This window comes from Microbulbifer maximicatervae (SeqCode) (assembly GCF_052467505.1).
Window position 1 is genome coordinate 168,559 of sequence record NZ_CP174313.1, and the last position, 18,664, is coordinate 187,222.

Here is an 18,664-nt window from a genome sequence, read left to right on the forward strand (position 1 = left end):
GTGAGCGATCTATTAACACTTTACGGAAAAACATTTAACAGCCGGCTTTTGGTGGGCACCGCCCTGTATCCCTCCCCAGCGATTATGCGCGAATCCGTGCAAGCCTCAGCTTCGGAAATTATTACTTTGTCTCTTCGCCGGCAAAATCCGGCACAGCAGCAGGACAATCGATTTTGGGATTATATTCGCGAGTCCGGTTGTCAGTTGTTGCCCAATACCGCCGGTTGTAAATCGCCGCGAGAAGCGGTGGAACTGGCAAAAATGTCCAAGGAAATTTTCCAGACCGATTGGCTCAAGCTGGAAGTGATTGGTGATGATTACAATTTGCAGCCAGACCCCTTTGGTCTGGTAGAAGCTGCGCGGGAATTAATTCAGTTAGGCTTCAAGGTTTTGCCTTATTGCACAGATGACCTGGTTCTGTGTCGAAAACTTTTGGATGTGGGTTGCGAGGTATTAATGCCCTGGGGGGCTCCCATCGGTACCGGGCAGGGCCTGCTCAATAAATATAACCTGCAAACACTGCGCGAGCGTTTGAGTGATGTACCGCTTATTATTGACGCCGGAATCGGTGCGCCATCACAGGCGGCAGAAGCACTAGAGATGGGCTTTGATGCGGTGTTATTGAATACCGCGATTGCAAAAGCCCAGGATCCGGTACTGATGGCTAATGCTTTTAAACTGGCTGTGGAATCCGGGCGCGCCGCCTTTAATGCCGGCTTGATGCTCAGGCGTCAAACTGCCAGCCCCAGCACCCCCACCCTGGATATGCCTTTCTGGCAGCAGGCAGAGAGCATATTGCAGGATTAGTATTTTTATGCGCGATCAACTCCAATTGAAAAAGCCAATTGTCTGGACCATTGCCGGCAGTGACTCCGGCGGTGGCGCCGGTATTCAGGCGGACCTGCTGACTTTTGCCGACCTCGGTTGCCATGGTTGCAGTGCTATCACGGCCAATACTGCACAGAATACGGTGGAAGTTACTGCAATTAATGCAGTTTCCCTAGAGGTCTTGGGTTCTCAGTTACAGGCTTTACAGCGGGATCTATTTCCTGCCGCAATTAAAATCGGTCTGCTAGCGAATGCTGAACAAGTTGTTGCGGTGGCAGATTTCCTGCGCCAGCTGCAAGCGGTGCAGCCGGTTCCGGTTATTTACGACCCGGTTGCTGTTGCTACCAATGGAGCCGGGCTCACCGAAGGAAGTATTACCGCAACGGTGTTGGCTCAGTTGATGCCACAGTGTGATCTGGTCACTCCCAATTTACATGAATTGGAATGGCTTACCGGAGCCAGTGTCACTGGTGCGGAATCTATTGTGCAAGCTGCGCGTCAGTTGCACGCCCACGGCGGTACTGCAATTTTAGTTACCGGCGGCCATACGCAATTGCGTGCGGGAGAAGTTTCCGACTTACTGTGGGATGGTGAAAAGGCCGATTGGTTTATTGGTCGGGAAGTGTCCAGTGCAGGCACACATGGCACTGGCTGCACTCTGTCCTCCGCTATTACCGCTTGTCGCGCTTTGGGCTACCCGTTGCGAGATGCCTGCGTTGTGGGTAAAGCCTATGTACAGCGGGGCTTGCGCCGGGGAAATAATGCACATATCGGCGCTGGTGCTGGACCTGTAGGCCACTGTGGCTGGCCCCTGGATTTAATCGACTTCCCGGAGATTTTAGTGCCGGGAGAAGAGCGTGCGCTGGATTATGGTTTTGGTGCGGCCCAGCCTCTTGTTCAAGGGTTTGCCCAAACAGACTCTCAAGCATTGGGTTTATATCCGGTAGTGGGTACAGTGGAGTGGTTGCAGCGCCTTGCTGAGCTGGGGGTGCGTACTTTACAGCTGCGAATAAAGAATCCGGGTGGGGACCTGCGCGCACAGATTGAGCGTGCAGTGGCTATTGGCAGGACGTATAACCTGCGCCTGTTTATCAATGACTACTGGCAGTTGGCGATTGAGTGCGGTGCCTACGGCGTGCATTTGGGCCAGGAGGATTTGCAGTCTGCTGATCTCAGAGCAATTCAAGCGGCAGGATTGAAGCTGGGTATCAGTACCCACGGCTTCTATGAATTACTATTGGCCTACCGTTATCGCCCCAGCTACTTGGCGATTGGTGCAATTTATGCGACCAACACCAAGGATATGTCGGATCAGTTGCAGGGCGTGCAGAAACTTGCACGAATGGCGGCACTATTGCCCGATTATCCACTCGTGGCAATTGGTGGTATTAATATGCAGCGGGCCAGTGAGGTTGTCGCTAGTGGCGTTGGCAGTATCGCCGTGGTCAGCGCTATTACTCAAGCGGAAGATTACAAGCAGGCGGTTGCCGATTTTAATGTCCTGTTGAAAGGTAAGCATGCGGAAGTAGAGCCATGTTAAGTAGTAAGGAATTACAGCGTTACAGTCGCCAAATAATGTTGCCCCAGGTGGGTGAAGAAGGGCAGAAAAAACTGTCTTCTGCTCGAATTATGATTGTTGGTTTAGGTGGGCTCGGCAGCCCGGCAGCGATGTATCTGGCCGCAGCCGGTATTGGAGAGCTGCACCTGGTGGATGGTGATCATATCGATCTCTCCAATTTACAGCGCCAGGTTTTGTATAAAACCAATCACCAGGGAAAATCCAAAGCCATGGTGGCTGCACAACAATTGGCTGCAGCCAATCCAACTATTCGCATTCACCCCCACAGCCAAATGGCGAATGAATCCTGGCTGCGCGAGCAGGTAAAACAGGTGGATCTGGTGTTGGACTGCACCGATAACCTGGAAATCCGCCATACGATCAACCGGGTTTGTTATCAGGCCGGGTGTCCGGTGGTAATGGCATCGGTGCAGGGGTTTTCCGGCCAGCTGATTAGTTTTGATTTTTCTGAAGGAAAAGGTCCCTGTTATGCCTGCCTGTTTCCGCCCCAGGAGCAGGCTGAAGTCCAGAACTGCTCTACAGCAGGTGTGATCGGCCCTGCGCTGGGGGTAGTTGGTAGCATGCAGGCTCTGGAGGCCATGAAATACCTGATGGATTTGCCGGTATCGAGCTTGAATAAATTGCACTTAATCGAGACGGAAACCTTAGCTCTGCAAACTTTGCAGCTGCCGAGCCATAGTAATTGCCCGGTTTGTAGTGCCTGACTTCTTGTGTTTTCAGCGGGGGTCTCGATAAATAGTTTTATTTGGATAGTCCCTTATTGGCAATGTCTTGTCGCAAAATTTTCTTCCAATAGCCGGGTTAAAATTCACGCCATTTTTGTACCTTATAAATCTTACTTGTCTATATAAATAAGCTATTGGCTCGATAGCTTGTGAGAAGTGAATAAAGGTACCAAAATGGCCTTATAACCATTTCGGTGACAACAGTTTTTGGAAGAGGGATTTGTATTATGAAAAAAATCGATATTGGTATCAGTGAAAAGGATCGGGAAAAGATTGCTGCCGGTTTGAAACATTTGTTGGCAGATAGCTACACCCTTTACCTGCAAACCCACAACTTCCACTGGAATGTTACTGGGCCTCTGTTCCGCGAATTACACCTGATGTTTGAAGAGCATTACACTGAGCTGGCCACTGCAGTGGATGATATTGCCGAGCGCATTCGTACCCTCGGGGTTTCCGCTCCCGGTACTTACCAGGCTTTTGCCCAACTCAGCTCCATCAAAGAAGTTGTTGAGGTACCACCGGCGGAAGAAATGGTAAAAATTCTCACTAAAGGGCATGAGCAGGTGATCAAAACCTGTCGTGAAGTTTTAAAAGATGCCCAGGCGGGAGAAGATGAGTCCACAGTTGCTTTGGTATCTGATCGTATGAGAGTTCACGAGAAAACAGCTTGGATGCTGCGCGCAACCAGCAGTCACTAGTCGCTCAAATAAGTAGAGGCACTTTTATCGACCTCAACCAGTAATCGCGGATAAAAACGCGGTTGCTGGTGCCGACAAGGTGCCTCGGCTCTTTAATAATATCCCCACCTCCTGGCTCACTACTGGTGCCGATAGCGGCAGGGATTCCAGCCCATATTCCCGAACCTGTGTTTCACACAAGCTCGGTACTGCACTAATCCCCATTCCCGCACGTACTAACTGGCCGATTGTGCTTAGTTGATTAGCTTCGCAGATATAGTGAACGCCTTTGCCACTTTGCCCGAAGGCCTCATCGGTCCAGCGCCTCACAGCTGAGCCGCGGTTCATAGCTATAAAAGGAAAACTGGCCAGGTCACTCCAGCGCACTTTTCCTTTTTCGCTGAGGGGGTGCTGGGGTGGCATGACTGCGATAAAACGATCCCTGTGTAGGGGCACAAACTCAAGCCCGCCTAAATCCTCGGGGCGAAAACTGATGCCCAGCTCTGCCCGGCCATCTTGTACCGCTTGGGTTACTCGCTCCATCACCACATCTTCCAGCAGGATATTGATTTGTGGGTGTTGGCGGTGAAAATTGGCTAATAATTGGGGGAGTTGGTTGAGCGCATAGGCGGGAATTACTGCTAGGCGCAACTGCCCTCGCTCCAGACGAAAGGCCTGCTGTACCGCATCCAAGGATTGATCCCAGTTGTGCAATAGTTGTTCGGCGCGGGAGAGGAATTCCTCGCCCTCTGGGGTGAGAGTGAGTTGGCGGGCTTCTCGACTGAAAAGAGGGCCGCCAGTCGCATCCTCCAGATTGCGGATGGCAATGGACAGGGCTGGCTGGGAAATGTGCAACTGAGCACTGGCCTGGGCCAGACTGCGGCTGCGGGCCACTGTGACAAAGGCGCGTAGTTGTTTGATTGTGGCACTCACAGCGGCAGATTCCTGGGGAGTTGATAGATTTGGCTATGTTAACTTTTATTTAACAAATCTAAAAAAGATTAAAATAGTTTTAAGTGGTGGGGCAGGGCATGATTGCTCCCCTTGTGCCCGAGAGGGCGATTCGAAAACACAATAATGAGCCACAAGGTCTGTTGAAATGAAGGACAACTCCCAACCGCTCTGGCAACCCAGCGCAGAGGCTATTGCCGCCACCCAGATGGATGAATTTCGTCGCAGGGTCAACCAGCAATACCAGCTGGATCTCAATGATTACGCGGCCTTATACCAATGGTCTGTAGATAATCGCGAAGCTTTCTGGCGGGAGTTGTGGGATTACACCGGAGTCATTGCTGCAGATAAGGGTGATGAGACACTCAGTAACGATTCAATGCTCGGTGCGCAGTGGTTTCCACAGGCACGCCTGAACTTTGCTGAGAACCTGCTGCGTTTTCGCGATGACAAGGCTGCCCTGGTCGAGCGCCTGGAGAACGGTAGCCGCCGCGAGCTGAGCTACAAGGAGCTGTATGATCGGGTGGAGCGCCTGTCAGCGGCCCTCGTTGCCCAAGGCGTTGTTGAGGGAGACCGGGTAGCGGGCTTTATGCCCAATGTGATCGATACCGTAGTGGCCATGCTGGCCACCACCAGCCTCGGGGCTATCTGGACCTCCTGCTCACCAGACTTTGGTATCAATGGAGTATTTGACCGCTTTGGCCAGGTGCAGCCGAAAGTGCTATTTGCCTGTGAAGGATACTTCTATAACGGCAAGGTTATTGATTCACTGCCGCGTCTGCGCGAGATCATGCAGCGAATCGAATCCATAGAAACTTTGGTAGTGGTGCCGGTTGCTCGCTCAGAAGAGGAAACTGCTCAGGTACTAGCGGCAGAGCCGCTGGGTAAGGCGGTACTACTGCAAGCTTTTGAAGCTGCGGCGCCCGCTCAAGAACTCTCCTTTGTACAAACCGAATTTAATCACCCCCTGTACATCATGTACTCCTCAGGTACTACTGGTGTACCCAAGTGCATCGTCCACGGAGTGGGGGGCACTTTGCTCCAGCACCTGAAGGAGCATCGCTTGCATGGCGATCTGCGGCGTGAGGATACACTTTTCTACTTCACCACCTGTGGCTGGATGATGTGGAACTGGCTGGTGAGTGGCTTGGCTTGTGGGGCGACTCTGGTGCTGTTTGATGGCTCACCTTTCTACCCTTCATCCCAAAGTCTATGGGATATGACCGATGAAGAGGGAATCAGTCTGTTTGGCACCAGTGCCAAATATATTGCTGCGCTGGAGAAGAGTGGCTGCAAACCCCGGGAGACCCACAAACTGGAGAAATTGCGTGCGGTGCTCTCCACAGGCTCTCCGCTGGCCCACGAAGGCTTTCGCTATGTCTACAGAGATATAAAAGCAGATCTCTGCTTATCCTCTATTTCCGGTGGCACCGATATTGTGTCTTGCTTTGCCCTTGGCAACCCAACTCTACCGGTATATGCCGGAGAGTTGCAGTGTCGCGGCTTGGGTATGGCGGTGGAAGTCTGGAATGATACAGGCAGTGCAGTGGTTGAAGAGAAAGGGGAGCTGGTTTGCTCCAAATCCTTCCCCTGTATGCCGATTGGTTTCTGGAACGATCCAGATGGAGCCAAGTACCGCGGTGCTTACTTTGAAAATTGGCCTGGTGTGTGGGCGCATGGGGACTATGCCGAGATTACGGCACACGGTGGTGTTGTGATCTATGGCCGCTCCGATGCAGTACTTAATCCCGGCGGTGTGCGTATCGGAACCGCAGAGATTTACCGCCAGGTGGAGAAAGTCGAGGAGGTGCTCGATAGTATCTGTATCGGGCAGCCCTGGCACGACGATGTACGGGTAGTGCTGTTTGTGGTTTTGCGAGAGGGTATTGTACTGGACGAGGATCTGACCCAGAAAATCCGCTCCACGATTCGCGCCAATACCACGCCTCGCCATGTACCGGCAAAGGTGATCCAGGTGGCGGATATTCCTAAAACTATCAGCGGTAAGATTGTGGAACTGGCTGTGCGCAATGTGGTGGAGGGTAAGCCGGTTAAAAATAAGGAGGCCCTGGCCAACCCTGAAGCCTTATCGCTATTTGAAAAGCTGCCGGAGTTGGCAGAGGAGTAAGTTAGGGAGCCTCTGAACAACTCCGTGATACCTCTGGCATGCAGAGCGGTTCACAATCAAGGCGCGGCTTCGCAGGAATGTCTAGACCTTTCAAGAGGTCGCAACGCGGAGTGTGGATCGCTCTGCATGCCCCGAAGGGCGGGCCTTGAAGGCCACAGCTGCTGCGTTGCAGCTCTTGCAAAGGGCTACGGCCATTCGCGGCGAGCTGCGCCTAACATCTGCAACCTTCAAGGCCCGCAGAGGCATTACGGAGTTATTCAGAGGCTCCTTAGGAGTAAGGGAGCGTAACCCGGCGCCATTTAGTTTGCTGCGGTTCTGCGCTACCCTTCACTTTATAAACACCAATAATTTACGGTAGAAAAACAGTCATGGTTACTTATTTGTACTGGGCAGCGGTGATTGCCCTGGTTATTGCTTCTCTTTTTATCGGCAGTCGCCTGGGCAGCCTTAAGATCGGCGCAATCGTGGCTGCGGTTTTCTTTGTTGGCGGCTGGCTTGCCTACTACTTTCACTATGAGCAGGTTTTCGTGAAGCGTTTTGGCGGGGTCATGCGTATCTCTGTGCCCGATGGGTACCGCCATATCGGCGCCACCTGGAAAGAAGATAATTTGTGGATCGAGAATTATAACCCCAAAACTAACCAGTGTATTTTCACGGAGTATTCCAAAGGAAATATTCTGGAAGGGCGGGTGATTATCCAGGATTGTAATCCCTTAATGCCCAGCCAAGGCACACAGCCATAGAAGTCCCAAACGCCGAATCGGCTTATTGGCTGCTCAATAAGTCGATTTAATTATCCCAGCTGTTGTCATCAGCTGGATATTCCAGCCTACGGAGGGAACGGATACCCGGATTTTTTGCGGAGTAGCCGCTACTGACATTGGATAAAGATCTTGCGAATTCTCTTTGTCTCCCTACTTGTTGCCCTTCTAGCGCTGCCAATGCAGCTGGCAGCAGCCATCCCATTTTTTGATCGCTTGCCGGGTTTTACCCTGCTGGTGCAGGGCGATCCTCAGCTGCAGGAAAAATTGACCTCCGAACTCAACGAGTTGCGCAAGAACAGTAGTGCTCTGGAAAACTACGATGATCCGGCGGATATTGCGCACTATGAGCGGGGTAACCTGGAAAAATTACTGCGTGCGCAGGGATATTATGATGCCACTGTGTATGAGTCTGTTTCTGGCAACCAAATTTTCTATAGTGTCACTCCCGGCCCCCAGTACCATATCAAGAGCCTGGATATTAATATGCCGGCCGGTTTGCGGGCAGGCTTTAGCGGCTTACCTATCCATGTTGGAGATCCCCTGATTGCCAGCAAGGTACTTGAGGGCGTAGAAAAAATTACCAAGTACCTCAATGAAAATGCCTGTCTGCTGAATGTGGATGTCAGCTACCAGGCAACGGTGATTCACCGGGAAGCTGCTGCGAGACTGGAATATCGGGTGGCCCCCAGTCCCGAAGTCCATGTTGGCCAAGTCCGCATTGAAGGAGTCACCTCTATCGAAGAGGACTACCTGTTGGATAAGGTCAAGATTAAATCCGGAGATTGCTTCAGCCGCAGTAAACTGGATGCTGCGCAGTTGCGTCTGCTGCGCACCAACTTAATTGCCAATGTGAATACTGAAGTTTCTGAACCCTACGATGGGTTGGTGGATGTTACTTTTGTTATTCAGGAGCGCAATCACCGCACCATAACCTTGGGGGTGGGGTACACCTCCGATGAGGGAGCCGGTATTTCAGCAGCCTGGGAACACCGCAATGTTTTCCATCGTGGGGAAAAAATTGAAGTCGAAAGTAAGCTGAACGAGGTAAAGCAAACCCTGGAAGGCAAGCTCACTATTCCCCGTTTCTTCCATGACAAGCAACGCTTGACCGCCAGTATTGCTTTGGAAGGAGAGGATGTTGATTCCTACCGTTCAGAGTCCCTGACATTCAGTGCACTGGTATCGAGAAAAATCAGTAAGCATCGCACGCTGAGTGGTGGCGCTGAGCTGAAATTCAGTGAAGTGGACGAGAAGGTGGAAGGGGCAGTTGAAGCAGATGATCCCGATGAAAACTACACGCTGTTAGCTTTCCCCTTGGGCTTTAAATTAAACACGACAGACAAACCCCTGGATGCCCGCCGTGGCGCCACTTCTGCGTTGGAAGTAAAACCCTATATCGATCTTAGAAATACCAACACCACCTTTATTAAAAATACCCTACAGCTCACTGCGTATAAAACAGCCGATGACTGGCGTTATAAGCCCACCTTGGCAATAAGGTTGAAAGCCGGGGCAATTACAGGAGAGTCGAATCTTGAGCTGCCTGCGGATGAGCGCTTTTATGCCGGTGGCGGTGGCTCCGTGCGGGGTTATGGTTACCAGGAGTTGGGTCCGCGACTTGTTGAGATTAATGATGAGGGTGAGGAAACCCTCTCCGATGCTATCGGTGGTCGGGGACTTAGCGAGATTTCTTTTGAGGGCCGTTTTCGTTTTACGGATACCTGGGGAGGTGTGATTTTTCTCGATGGCGGCAATGCCTATGAGGACGCAGCGCCCAAGTTTTCCGACCTGTTTTGGGGAACGGGTTTTGGCGTGCGCTATATCACCTCCTTTGCCCCTATCCGCATGGACATCGCCTTTCCTCTCGATCGCCGTGAGGGCATCGATGATCGCTATCAGGTGTATGTGAGCTTGGGGCAGGCATTCTGATGCGCTGGTTGGGCCTGTTTGCGCTGGGCGTTGCCCACTGGGTGGGTGCTTTCCTGCGTGGGCTCTGGCGCTCTCTGGGTGCTGGGGGTTCCCTGGTAACAGGCATTTGTCTGTTCCTCCTGATGTCCGCTATCTATTTCCTCAGCACGGAACCGGGGCGCGTCGGCCTTACTCGTGGGGCTTTTTACGCTGCCGAGCAACTGGTGGACGACCTCGAAATTGAGGCAGAGGGAATTCGCAGTGAAAAATTAGGATTTTGGTTTTTCGAGCGACTGAGAATTGACTATCGAGCTAATACGCTTGCCGAAGCCCAGGACCTGGAAGTTAATCTCAACAGCTTGTCCCGAAATCCCATCGATATCGAGCGAGTGGGGGCCAAAGATTTACTGCTCAACCTGAATATCCTCAATGAACTTCTCTCTGCGCTGGCAGATTCCGGCGAAGAGGAGGTTGAAGTTGTCAGTGAGGAGCAGCCATCGACTACTTGGGAGTTGCTAGTTCCTGGGTTTCGTTTGGCGCAGCTGGATATAGCTCGCCTGCAATTGGTGGACAGCCGGTTGACGGGGATTCCCCCTGTTGCTATTCAGGCTGACGCCCAATACCGCTGGCAGGATAAACCGGCGCAGCTATTTATCGAAGTGAGTGAGCTGAATGGTTCCGAGTTTAATCTCACTGTAAATGGCCGGATGCAGGGCGAGCGCTTTGTAATCGATTTCTCTACCAGTGAGGTGGGCCAGGGGTTTGTCAGCCGACAGCTGCATCTGCCGGAAAATCAGGTATTGGATGCTCGCGGCGAATTATCCCTGCGTAAGCAGGGTGAAAAACTGCTGCTGGATATTAATTCGATCGCAGCTCCTCTAGCAGAACATCAGCTGGATCTGACAGGGAGTATCGAAGCCGATATTAACCCCTGGCGCTTATCTTCAACGGGGATTTGGCTGCGAGTGGATGAGCGGCGCAGTACGATTAAAGGCAACATTAGCGCGGACGGTGTCAATGGGACAGTTAATCTCAATCAAATCCCGCTAACGCTTTCCCGCCCTTGGCAGGATATCCTGGACAGTGGTTGGCTCAGCGCAGATTTTTCAGTGCAGGGCTCCCTGCAACAGCCGAATATTAATGGCAGCTTACAAGTGGAAAGCAGCTATCGGCAGCAGCCCCTGCAATTGGAAGGCCGGGTCGATACCCAGGCAGGTGTGATTGACTTGCAAGCCTTGTCTTTACACTTTGCCGGTGCACGGATCGAAGTGCTCGGTAGTGTAGATATGAATTTGAAAGCACTGGATTTGGTGGGAGAGATTGATGAGTTGGGAGTTGAAGAAATTCGCCGGCTTGCAGCTTCGCTACCCCGGGCTGATAGGGTAGATATCCCCACTGCTTTATCCGGCACCTTGCACCAGTTGCGTGTTGAGGCCATCGGCTCATGGAAAAACCCAAACCTCAATTTGTCCCTGAGTGCAGTGAGTGTTTACCACGACTTACAGGGTGAGTTGTCGGCGGCGATAAGTGGAAACCTGCACGCGCTGACCATTGATGAATTGGTGTTTACCGGTGAGAAGCTAAATCTGGAAGTGATCGGTCAGCTTGATATTGAACAGAAGCAGCTGGATTTACACGGGCAGATCGACGGCAAAAATATCAGTTTGCGCGATGACCTTGGAGTTGCCGCAGCAGAGGGGGTAAGCCTAGGGGGATCTTCCGAAGTAACGGTCCAGGGGGAGTGGAGTAATCCCCAGGTAAGTATTTTACTGGATTCCAATGGCGTCGCGCAGGATTACCCCTTTAACTTAAAAGGGGAAGCCAGTGGCGATATGGACCTGATAGAGGTCAGTGACCTGCGATTGGAGTTATTTACCAACGGCAATGGCAACCAGTTTGGTTCATCCTCAAGCAGAGGCCCTCAGTCCCCCGTGATTGCCTCAGGTTTTGATAAAGGGGAGCCGGAGCCCCTACAGAGCCAAAGCCGCCTGACAGCCCTCGCTGAAGATGCCCAGCAGCTGGGTCGGGTGGGGGTGGCATTGCTGCAGGCCGATGGTTCTATCGAACCTCGGCAAGACCGATTACAAATTGATATGGGCGCGCGCAATCTACCGCTGTTCCTGGTAGATATTGTCGGTCTCTCTCTCCCTAACTCCCTTGAAGGGGAGTTGAGCTTGGATGGCAGGGTTGATGGGGCTATTTCAAACCCGCAGATTAAAGCCAACCTGATCGCCCAGGGAGAATTTCATCTGGAGCCCTGGCATGTACAGGGTACTTTGGACTATGCAGACAGGAGCCTGGTAACTGATGGTATCGAGCTGCTATGGGCGGGTCGCAACCAATTATCGATACTGGGTAGCTTGAATGCAGAGCGACTGGATTTAGAGTTGCGCGGCCAGGGTGATCTATCGGATTTGGCGAATAGTTTTTCCAGCGGTAGGGCGGGTAATGGTGATGTCAGCCTTTATGCCAGTATTGGTGGAAGTCCCAAGCAGCCTGAATTCCAAGGGGAGTTGCGCGCTACTGGAGAAGCCCTGGGGCGAGGGCAGCGCGGAATCCAGGTTCAACCGCTTTCGATAGTATTGGATTGGCAGACAGAGAATGGAGAGCTGGATGCATCCCTGATTGCCCAACACGGCGGTAGCAACGCGGTAAATAGCCAAGTAAGTGTCTTGATTGCGCCGATCTTCGAGCAACTATTTGCTGAGAATAATCAAACTGGTGGCCTGCGAAATGTGCCCTTTCAATTGCAGGGGCGCGGTATGGCCGATTTGTCAGTGATTGCGGAATATATTGATCCCCGTGTCCACCGTATGCGCGGTTTGCTCAGTTTCAATGTTGACGGTACCGGAAATTGGCAGCGTCCTCTATTAACCGGCGATATCGAATTGAGTAATGGTCGCTATGAGCACCGACCGAGCCATACTCGCATTGCGGATATTAACTTCTACGCGCAGCTGTCTCCTGAGGAGTGGCGGATTGTACGAGGAAGCGCTACCGATGGTGATGGTGGGCGGATAAATCTGGGAGGGGCGGTCTTTTTACTTCCGGATAGCTCGCCCAGTTTTGATATCGTATTAAGCCTCAGTCGGGCCCACTTGCTGAACTCACCGGGAGTACGCGGTGCAATATCCGGTGATGCCCGTTTGTCGGGCTCAACCCAGGATGCAGAAATTACCGGGCGATTCACTTTGAAGCCGCTGGCTGTACAGATTGAGCAATGGATCGGCAGCAGTGTTCCAGAAATCCAGGTGGTGGAAGTTCAGGTCGATGGCCCACAGGTGCAGCGATCTTCTCCCTTGTTTAGCAAAATTGGATTGGATGTAGAGATTGTTTTGGACCAACAATCCTATGTGCGCGGACTTGGCTTAAATTCCCAATTGCGCGGCGTGGTGGATATTCGAGGCACCGCAGATAAGCCAAAAGCCTCCGGCGAATTAACAATTGTTCGCGGCAGCTTTGATTTATTCGGTAAGAAATTTGATCTGGAAGATGGAGAAATTCGCTTCGAGAATAATGAGGTCGCTATCCTGGTTGAAGGTGTCTATGAATATAGCGATGGAGAAATAACCGCGCAGATATCAGGCACTGCTGCGGACTTGGATATTACATTTACCTCTGACCCCTCGGCCTCTCAGGATGAAATTCTGGCGCAGTTGCTTTTTGGGAAGTCATTATCAGATATTTCACCTTTACAAGCTGTTCGTTTAGTTAGTGTCGTACGCAGTTTGCAGTCGGGTCGAGCGGTATTGGATCCTATCGCCAAGACACGCGAGCTGTTGCACCTGGATACACTCAATATTGAGCAGGAGGAGGGAGACGAAGGTGATGAGTACGCATTGAGCTTGGGCAAATATATTACCAATCGAATTTATGTGGAATTACAGAGAAGTACCGATCCTCTCAGTCCATGGCAGGCGGAGATGCAAATAGAACTTCGGGATAACCTCAACCTGGAGTTTAAAAGTGCCGATGACGGTGACAGCGGTTCCGGTAGTGTAGAGTTACAGTGGAAAAAAGATTATTAGGGTTTTCGCCACTAACCCCCTATCGTTGTAAGAAGCATCGTTAATATTTGGTGATTAGCATATCCGTTATTTTTAACGTGCAACCTGGCTGGGGTGGATTGTTGACGCCCCAGTTGTCGATCACGATCATCATGGATTCATCAAAAATTGCAGGCCCCTTTTCCCGGTAGGCATGCCAAAGCTGATTTGAATGATCGCACTTGGACGCAGATGCTTCACACACTCTTATATCCCATTGATAGGTTCCACTAGCTTCACCCGATATGATTTTCCTGGATGTAAAAGTTATATGCTGTAGGGCACCACTCTTCACCTGTAGGGGACCTGTTTGGCTTGTCCACGCCGCCTGTTTGGGAAGCCCTCCCCAATTGGAAGCGAAACCTCCCGGATCATTGGAGCCTGTTGTTTCTACAAAATCGACTTCCCGCTGCCCCCCGGCCCAACATCCACCGGGTTGTTCACACCAGGGAAACATATAAACGGCAATCCACTCTTTAGCGCCGCACTTACCTGGAGGCACGTCAACCTTAAAGTCAATTGCAGAAATATCTTTCATTCTAATCTCGGTATTCCCGCATAGAACCGCAGATGTATAAGCGCAGGAGCCTTTGGTGTCCTCATCCATAATAATAACAGCAGATCCTTCCGTATTACTTGGTTGAAAGCTGATTTTGGTGCAGCGATTGTTTTTGGCCACTTTGTCATCTTGGTGATTGAATATGGGCTTACATGTTGTTGCTGATGCCAGATTTAAGGTGGATAGGGCAGCAAAAATCAGGAAGAGTCGGGTTGCTTGTAGCATGGTGTGGAGCTTGCAAACTATAAAACTTAATAAATTATAGTTTGTGTCTTGATGATCAGGCTTTAGTAGAAATGTTTAGCCTGTCAATAAGATCAATTTTGGCTGGTAGCACAAAGGTCACTTTCACTTATCCAGAAGGTAACCTTTTTATAGATGAAGTCCAATGATCATTGAGTACTTACAAATGATTCTGAATGTAACTTAAAACATCTGTTGGAGTGCAATTGTCCATAAATCTATCTTGCAGGCTGTAGGCCATTTTTTCCAGAGGTGCACCGTTGTAGCCGTAGGTCTGCATTTCACTGATATAACGTTTGATAAATGACTCTGCTCCCAAGAGAGACCATTGGTGGACATGGACTAACTCATGGAAATGGAGGGAAATGTCCGCAGCAAAAGGTGTTTTGACAAAGTAGGTATCTTTGTAAGTGATACCGGCTACTTCCATGTCGACAAAGTCACCCAGGCCAGCCTGGTAGAGCTCGGGAAACCTCGGTTTTGGAATATTATCAACCACTACAAAGTAGCTTTTGCTAAGAAATTCTTCCGTATAATACCCTGAAAACTTCTCTGTGAACCTTGCGCAAGATTGTCTCTCTTCTTTGAAGTCTATCAGTATTTGATCAATCCATTGGTCTATTTTTTGCAACATCTATATCGTCCTGATTGGGAGGTAACTCTGGGGCTTTGCTCACCCCAGAGTAGAATTTTTAATATGCGAAATAAAGTTGTGCCGAGAGTTATACGTAGGAGTATATCACCGATCCACTTTCTTTTTTCTTTTGAAGATATTTCTTGCAGGGATAGTAAAGTATCGCTATCAGAGCAATCCAGTAAGTATAGGTTCTCAGTAAGTTAGGTGTGTAGCCCTCAGGCCATACTTTGGGGCCGTTGAAGAAATTGGTTGCTACTCCAAACTCTAAGTAGCTCCATAGATGTGCGGACAGATTGATCACTGGGACATGGAGTAAATAGAAGAACAATGAGGCCTGCCCAAAGAGGAGCAATACATCCAGTATTCGGTTTTGCCGATTTTCAACGATAGCCATGATCAAGAAAACTATACTCATTGTCATAAGGATATAGCTGAACGACATTGGGTATTTGGCGGTGTTGATAAAGCCCGGAAGCCCCTGCTGTGAATTCCAATCATTGGGGTCGCCAAAGCCTATTAGTCTAACTGCAATAAATATAATTGATAGCGCAGTTGCTGTTGTTATTAGTAGACGCACTCGTTGCTTGTTTGCCATCTCGTAAAGAGGCCCAAATACATAGCCAAGGTACATAAGAGCAAAGAGGGGAATAATATTGTAAGCAGCAAAAATACCGGTGTTGAACTCGAAAAGTCTAAAACTAGTGCGTACATGCGCAAGAATCCAAAGCCATTCATAGCCACCTAATAGCTGGCGCATGAAGTCATCATTCAGGTATCCATGTAAGGATATTACGGCCAGGCAAACGATGGTGGTCCATATCATTGGCAAATAGATTAAGCCCGCCAGTATGATCATGGATACGCCCAGGGCCCAGATTACCTGTACAAAAGCGTAATTATAAGCAAACTGCCAAGAGAGGTTTACCAAGGTTAGTTCGAGGATAACTAGTACTAACCCTCGAAGTATTAAGAATTTTGCCAACTCCGGCTTGGAGTTAAGTTTTTTACCGTGAAAGTAGGCACTCAATCCTGTAAGAAATATAAATCCAGGGGCACATATATGCGTGATCCAACGAGTTAAAAACAAAGCGATGGAGGATTGGGATAGGTCCAATGGGTCAAACTGAGTCGAAGTCCAATAATCTCGAGTATGATCGAGGGCCATAATAATTACTAATATACCTCTAGTGATGTCTATTGCTGGATATCGCAATTTGTTATCTCCAAAGTTAGTGAGTTCTATAGCGTTTTCTCTCTAAGGGTTCTTGTTACTTTGAGGTTGGAACATAAGACAGTTAAAGAGAGCTATAAATGATGTCTCTTGGTCTTTGTTTGTTGTTGTTTGGAGGCAGGTGGGAGCTGTCTGCCTTTCATATTGTACATATATTCTTCAGGCAACCAATTGCTTTTTAATTGTGTGATATGTAGGTGGAGGGACGATAGTGCAGGCATTTTGGTTCTGGCAAGTCCAAGAAATTTTGTCCACCTAATAATCAATATTATTTAATTTGTTTAGTTTTGCTTTTAGCCTAGGGGCAGCTAGAGGCCGGATCATGGATTTGAAAGTAAGACAAAATCAGTGATCGCGGCCTGTTCCCAATAAAAATATTTTTCTGTGGTTAAAAGAGAGACTTTTCAGTTGGGCTTATTAATAACTACTTTAAAATTGTTAATCTACAGGTGGAGCATATCAGTTTACTTCGATATTACCATGCTTCGCCTGAGTCACTACGGTATACGGCAAAACAACGGTATCAGCGGCTACAGAAAAAACAGCATCTATAGCTACCAGTGGAACACGGTTGATAGTTGATCCAGTATTTACAGTCTGACTGGGTTCGCTATTTAGCAAGCAAAAGGAGTAAGAGGTTCCGCTATAAACTCTTGGAATACTTTCGCAATAGCTTTTGTGGCCTCTATGAGTGATATCTACCTGATTATTCTTAGGGTTAACTGTCTTCACTGTGGCACATGATACACAAACTAGAGAGGCTGATACTAAAGAAATAATACGTTTCACAAACTAATCCTTGCTGATGTGATCTTTTGCGGGGCTATAGAGTAGTGTTTTCTAAATTAGTTCCAGATTTTGCGTGTACTATAAGTAATATCTGTACTCAATTGGAAGTGAGGAAAGTCAAAATTTTCACATCTGAGGTTTACTTTGTCGCTGCTTGGCGGTATCTCAAACTCAGAACATTAGTTTCAAGTAAAGGGCGGACTGATATACGATATTGGTTAGAATTTAAATATTTTTTGCCTGATAGTAATTTTTTAGAGTTATACCCATTTGGCCTCTATGCCTTTTCTTTTGAAATCTTCTAAAATTTCTGGATTTTCTTCATTGTAGAAAAGTATGAGCTTTTTCAGGTTTGGTAGGAGGTTTGTGTCTTCGGTGGAATGGATATCAAAGTCGTCAGTAGTTCCACACCAGAAGGGAATGATTTGTAACCAGATATGGCCACCCCCATCCTGATGAAGGTCAGTAATATCGTTTAGCCATTCTTTCTTAATTGGAATGGACCGGAAGTGGTCGAGAGCTTCGGGGATAGGCTCGTACCCTTCTTCTTCTATATCTATATTTCTTTTGGTGTAACTATCGGCAAACTGAAAAATATCGAATTCAGGCTGTATTATCTTATAATGGTACATCAACTTATCCAAGACTAATAACCTGAAGTTTTCATCTTTGAATTCTGCATATTCGCTCATTTTTAAGTCCGCCTTTTCTTCCCATATAAGTATTGTGAAATCCATTTTTTTCATTGTCTACAATATATTTCGTAATAGGGGAAGTTCTTTCGGCTTGAACGAATAAAAGTAGTTTTTACTAGGTTGGTCAAGAATTTTAGGTATTTCTTTGGCGGTTAAGTAATGTCGGAAAGTTGGAGGATTTGAGTTATCGTACTAATTGCGAATGTTGCTTGTTTCAAATGCCCGCCAAAACTCCCGCTCATAGGCTTGGATTAACCGCACGCGAATGGCAATATCATTTTCTCGAACACCTGAAGCTAGTCCTCTTGCAATTATATCGATAGCCTGTTCCCTGAACCCTTCTGGAAGTTGGCTAAAAGTCATTAAGAAACTGAGCTGTTCATTGGTAAAGCGTTTATTTTGTTTGAGAGCTTTTGCAACGCGCTCAGCATTTTTGCCAAAACTCTGAAAGTTGATTAACAGGGCAGCGGCAATTTCGGCGGGTGTAGCGTAGTTGGCTAGCCAGGTAGTATAGGCTGGATAGGCTTGGGCACCTGCGAGTGGTTGGTATTGGGCGATCTGCTCGGGTGAGATGCCCAATGCTTGAATTAGGTTAGGTAACAGGGTATTAGCTTGAATTTCTGCTGTCGTAATTCGAGTAAAAAATGCTCTGGTACTATGTCCCGGTAAGCCACCAAAACGATGCAGAGATAGTGCATTACTTCTCAAGTCCGATAAGTTAATAAGGCGTTGCTCCATTGCGAAAGCCTGTAACTTAGCGTCCGGTAGAGTATTTTTTTCCAGCTGTAGAACAAAGACAGGAGTAGGGCCCTTGAGATACAGTTTTTCAAGGCGCTCTATCAGAGCCTTTGCATCCTGTTGGTTTGTGGCGATATCTGCTGTGGCCGGTTGAGTCATGGCC

At 49.0% G+C, this 18,664-nt stretch carries 15 protein-coding genes; 8 read left to right on the forward strand and 7 right to left on the reverse strand.

The genetic code is table 11. From position 1 onward, the window contains the following. From ACJJIN_RS00695 to ACJJIN_RS00710, 4 genes are all read left to right on the forward strand, one after another. Positions 1-807 (forward strand): thiazole synthase, encoded by an 807-nt coding sequence (locus ACJJIN_RS00695; RefSeq protein WP_444896492.1) that lies wholly within the window; start codon positions 1-3, stop codon positions 805-807. A 7-nt stretch (positions 808-814) separates the two neighbouring features. Beyond that, complete coding sequence (gene thiE / locus ACJJIN_RS00700) at positions 815-2,368, forward strand: thiamine phosphate synthase (protein ID WP_444896493.1); 1,554 nt, start codon at positions 815-817, stop codon at positions 2,366-2,368. After that, on the forward strand, positions 2,362-3,111 hold the full coding sequence (locus ACJJIN_RS00705; RefSeq protein ID WP_444896494.1) for a HesA/MoeB/ThiF family protein: 750 nt from the start codon (positions 2,362-2,364) through the stop codon (positions 3,109-3,111). The genes thiE and ACJJIN_RS00705 overlap by 7 nt, the downstream gene beginning before the upstream one ends. Before the next feature lie 248 nt (positions 3,112-3,359). Beyond that, positions 3,360-3,833, forward strand: coding sequence for a Dps family protein (locus tag ACJJIN_RS00710; RefSeq protein WP_108734073.1), 474 nt, complete (start codon positions 3,360-3,362; stop codon positions 3,831-3,833). A gap of 33 nt (positions 3,834-3,866) precedes the next feature. Here ACJJIN_RS00710 and ACJJIN_RS00715 read toward each other — a convergent pair whose 3' ends face one another. Next, on the reverse strand, positions 3,867-4,745 hold the full coding sequence (locus tag ACJJIN_RS00715) for a LysR family transcriptional regulator (protein WP_444896495.1): 879 nt from the start codon (positions 4,743-4,745) through the stop codon (positions 3,867-3,869). A gap of 166 nt (positions 4,746-4,911) precedes the next feature. Here ACJJIN_RS00715 and ACJJIN_RS00720 point away from each other — a divergent pair, with 166 nt between their 5' ends. The 4 genes from ACJJIN_RS00720 (at position 4,912) to ACJJIN_RS00735 (ending at position 13,591) form a co-directional block, all read left to right on the forward strand. Then, on the forward strand, positions 4,912-6,891 hold the full coding sequence (locus ACJJIN_RS00720) for an acetoacetate--CoA ligase (RefSeq protein ID WP_444896496.1): 1,980 nt from the start codon (positions 4,912-4,914) through the stop codon (positions 6,889-6,891). Between the two features lie 368 nt (positions 6,892-7,259). Continuing rightward, positions 7,260-7,634 carry a hypothetical protein gene (locus tag ACJJIN_RS00725; RefSeq protein ID WP_108734070.1) on the forward strand — a complete coding sequence of 125 codons (375 nt, stop codon included), beginning with the start codon at positions 7,260-7,262 and terminating at the stop codon, positions 7,632-7,634. A 150-nt stretch (positions 7,635-7,784) separates the two neighbouring features. Further along, positions 7,785-9,584 (forward strand): autotransporter assembly complex protein TamA, encoded by a 1,800-nt coding sequence (locus ACJJIN_RS00730; RefSeq protein WP_444896497.1) that lies wholly within the window; start codon positions 7,785-7,787, stop codon positions 9,582-9,584. Beyond that, positions 9,584-13,591: a translocation/assembly module TamB domain-containing protein gene (locus ACJJIN_RS00735; protein WP_444896498.1), complete on the forward strand. Its 4,008-nt coding sequence runs from the start codon at positions 9,584-9,586 to the stop codon at positions 13,589-13,591. The genes ACJJIN_RS00730 and ACJJIN_RS00735 overlap by 1 nt, the downstream gene beginning before the upstream one ends. Before the next feature lie 40 nt (positions 13,592-13,631). Here ACJJIN_RS00735 and ACJJIN_RS00740 read toward each other — a convergent pair whose 3' ends face one another. The 6 genes from ACJJIN_RS00740 to ACJJIN_RS00765 form a co-directional block, all read right to left on the reverse strand. Further along, positions 13,632-14,393: a hypothetical protein gene (locus ACJJIN_RS00740; protein ID WP_444896499.1), complete on the reverse strand. Its 762-nt coding sequence runs from the start codon at positions 14,391-14,393 to the stop codon at positions 13,632-13,634. Between the two features lie 178 nt (positions 14,394-14,571). Further along, on the reverse strand, positions 14,572-15,045 hold the full coding sequence (locus ACJJIN_RS00745) for a hypothetical protein (protein ID WP_444896500.1): 474 nt from the start codon (positions 15,043-15,045) through the stop codon (positions 14,572-14,574). An 88-nt stretch (positions 15,046-15,133) separates the two neighbouring features. Further along, positions 15,134-16,261: an acetyltransferase domain-containing protein gene (locus tag ACJJIN_RS00750; protein ID WP_444896501.1), complete on the reverse strand. Its 1,128-nt coding sequence runs from the start codon at positions 16,259-16,261 to the stop codon at positions 15,134-15,136. Between the two features lie 477 nt (positions 16,262-16,738). Continuing rightward, positions 16,739-17,068, reverse strand: a complete 330-nt coding sequence (locus tag ACJJIN_RS00755) for a YceK/YidQ family lipoprotein (RefSeq protein WP_413662864.1) — start codon at positions 17,066-17,068, stop codon at positions 16,739-16,741. Between the two features lie 260 nt (positions 17,069-17,328). Further along, positions 17,329-17,814, reverse strand: coding sequence for a DUF6892 domain-containing protein (locus tag ACJJIN_RS00760; RefSeq protein ID WP_444896502.1), 486 nt, complete (start codon positions 17,812-17,814; stop codon positions 17,329-17,331). 141 nt (positions 17,815-17,955) lie between these two features. Next, the gene (locus ACJJIN_RS00765; RefSeq protein WP_444896503.1) at positions 17,956-18,660 is read right to left on the reverse strand and encodes a thiaminase II/PqqC family protein; all 705 of its coding nucleotides are present in this window, start codon (positions 18,658-18,660) and stop codon (positions 17,956-17,958) included. Between the last annotated feature and the right edge of the window lie 4 nt (positions 18,661-18,664).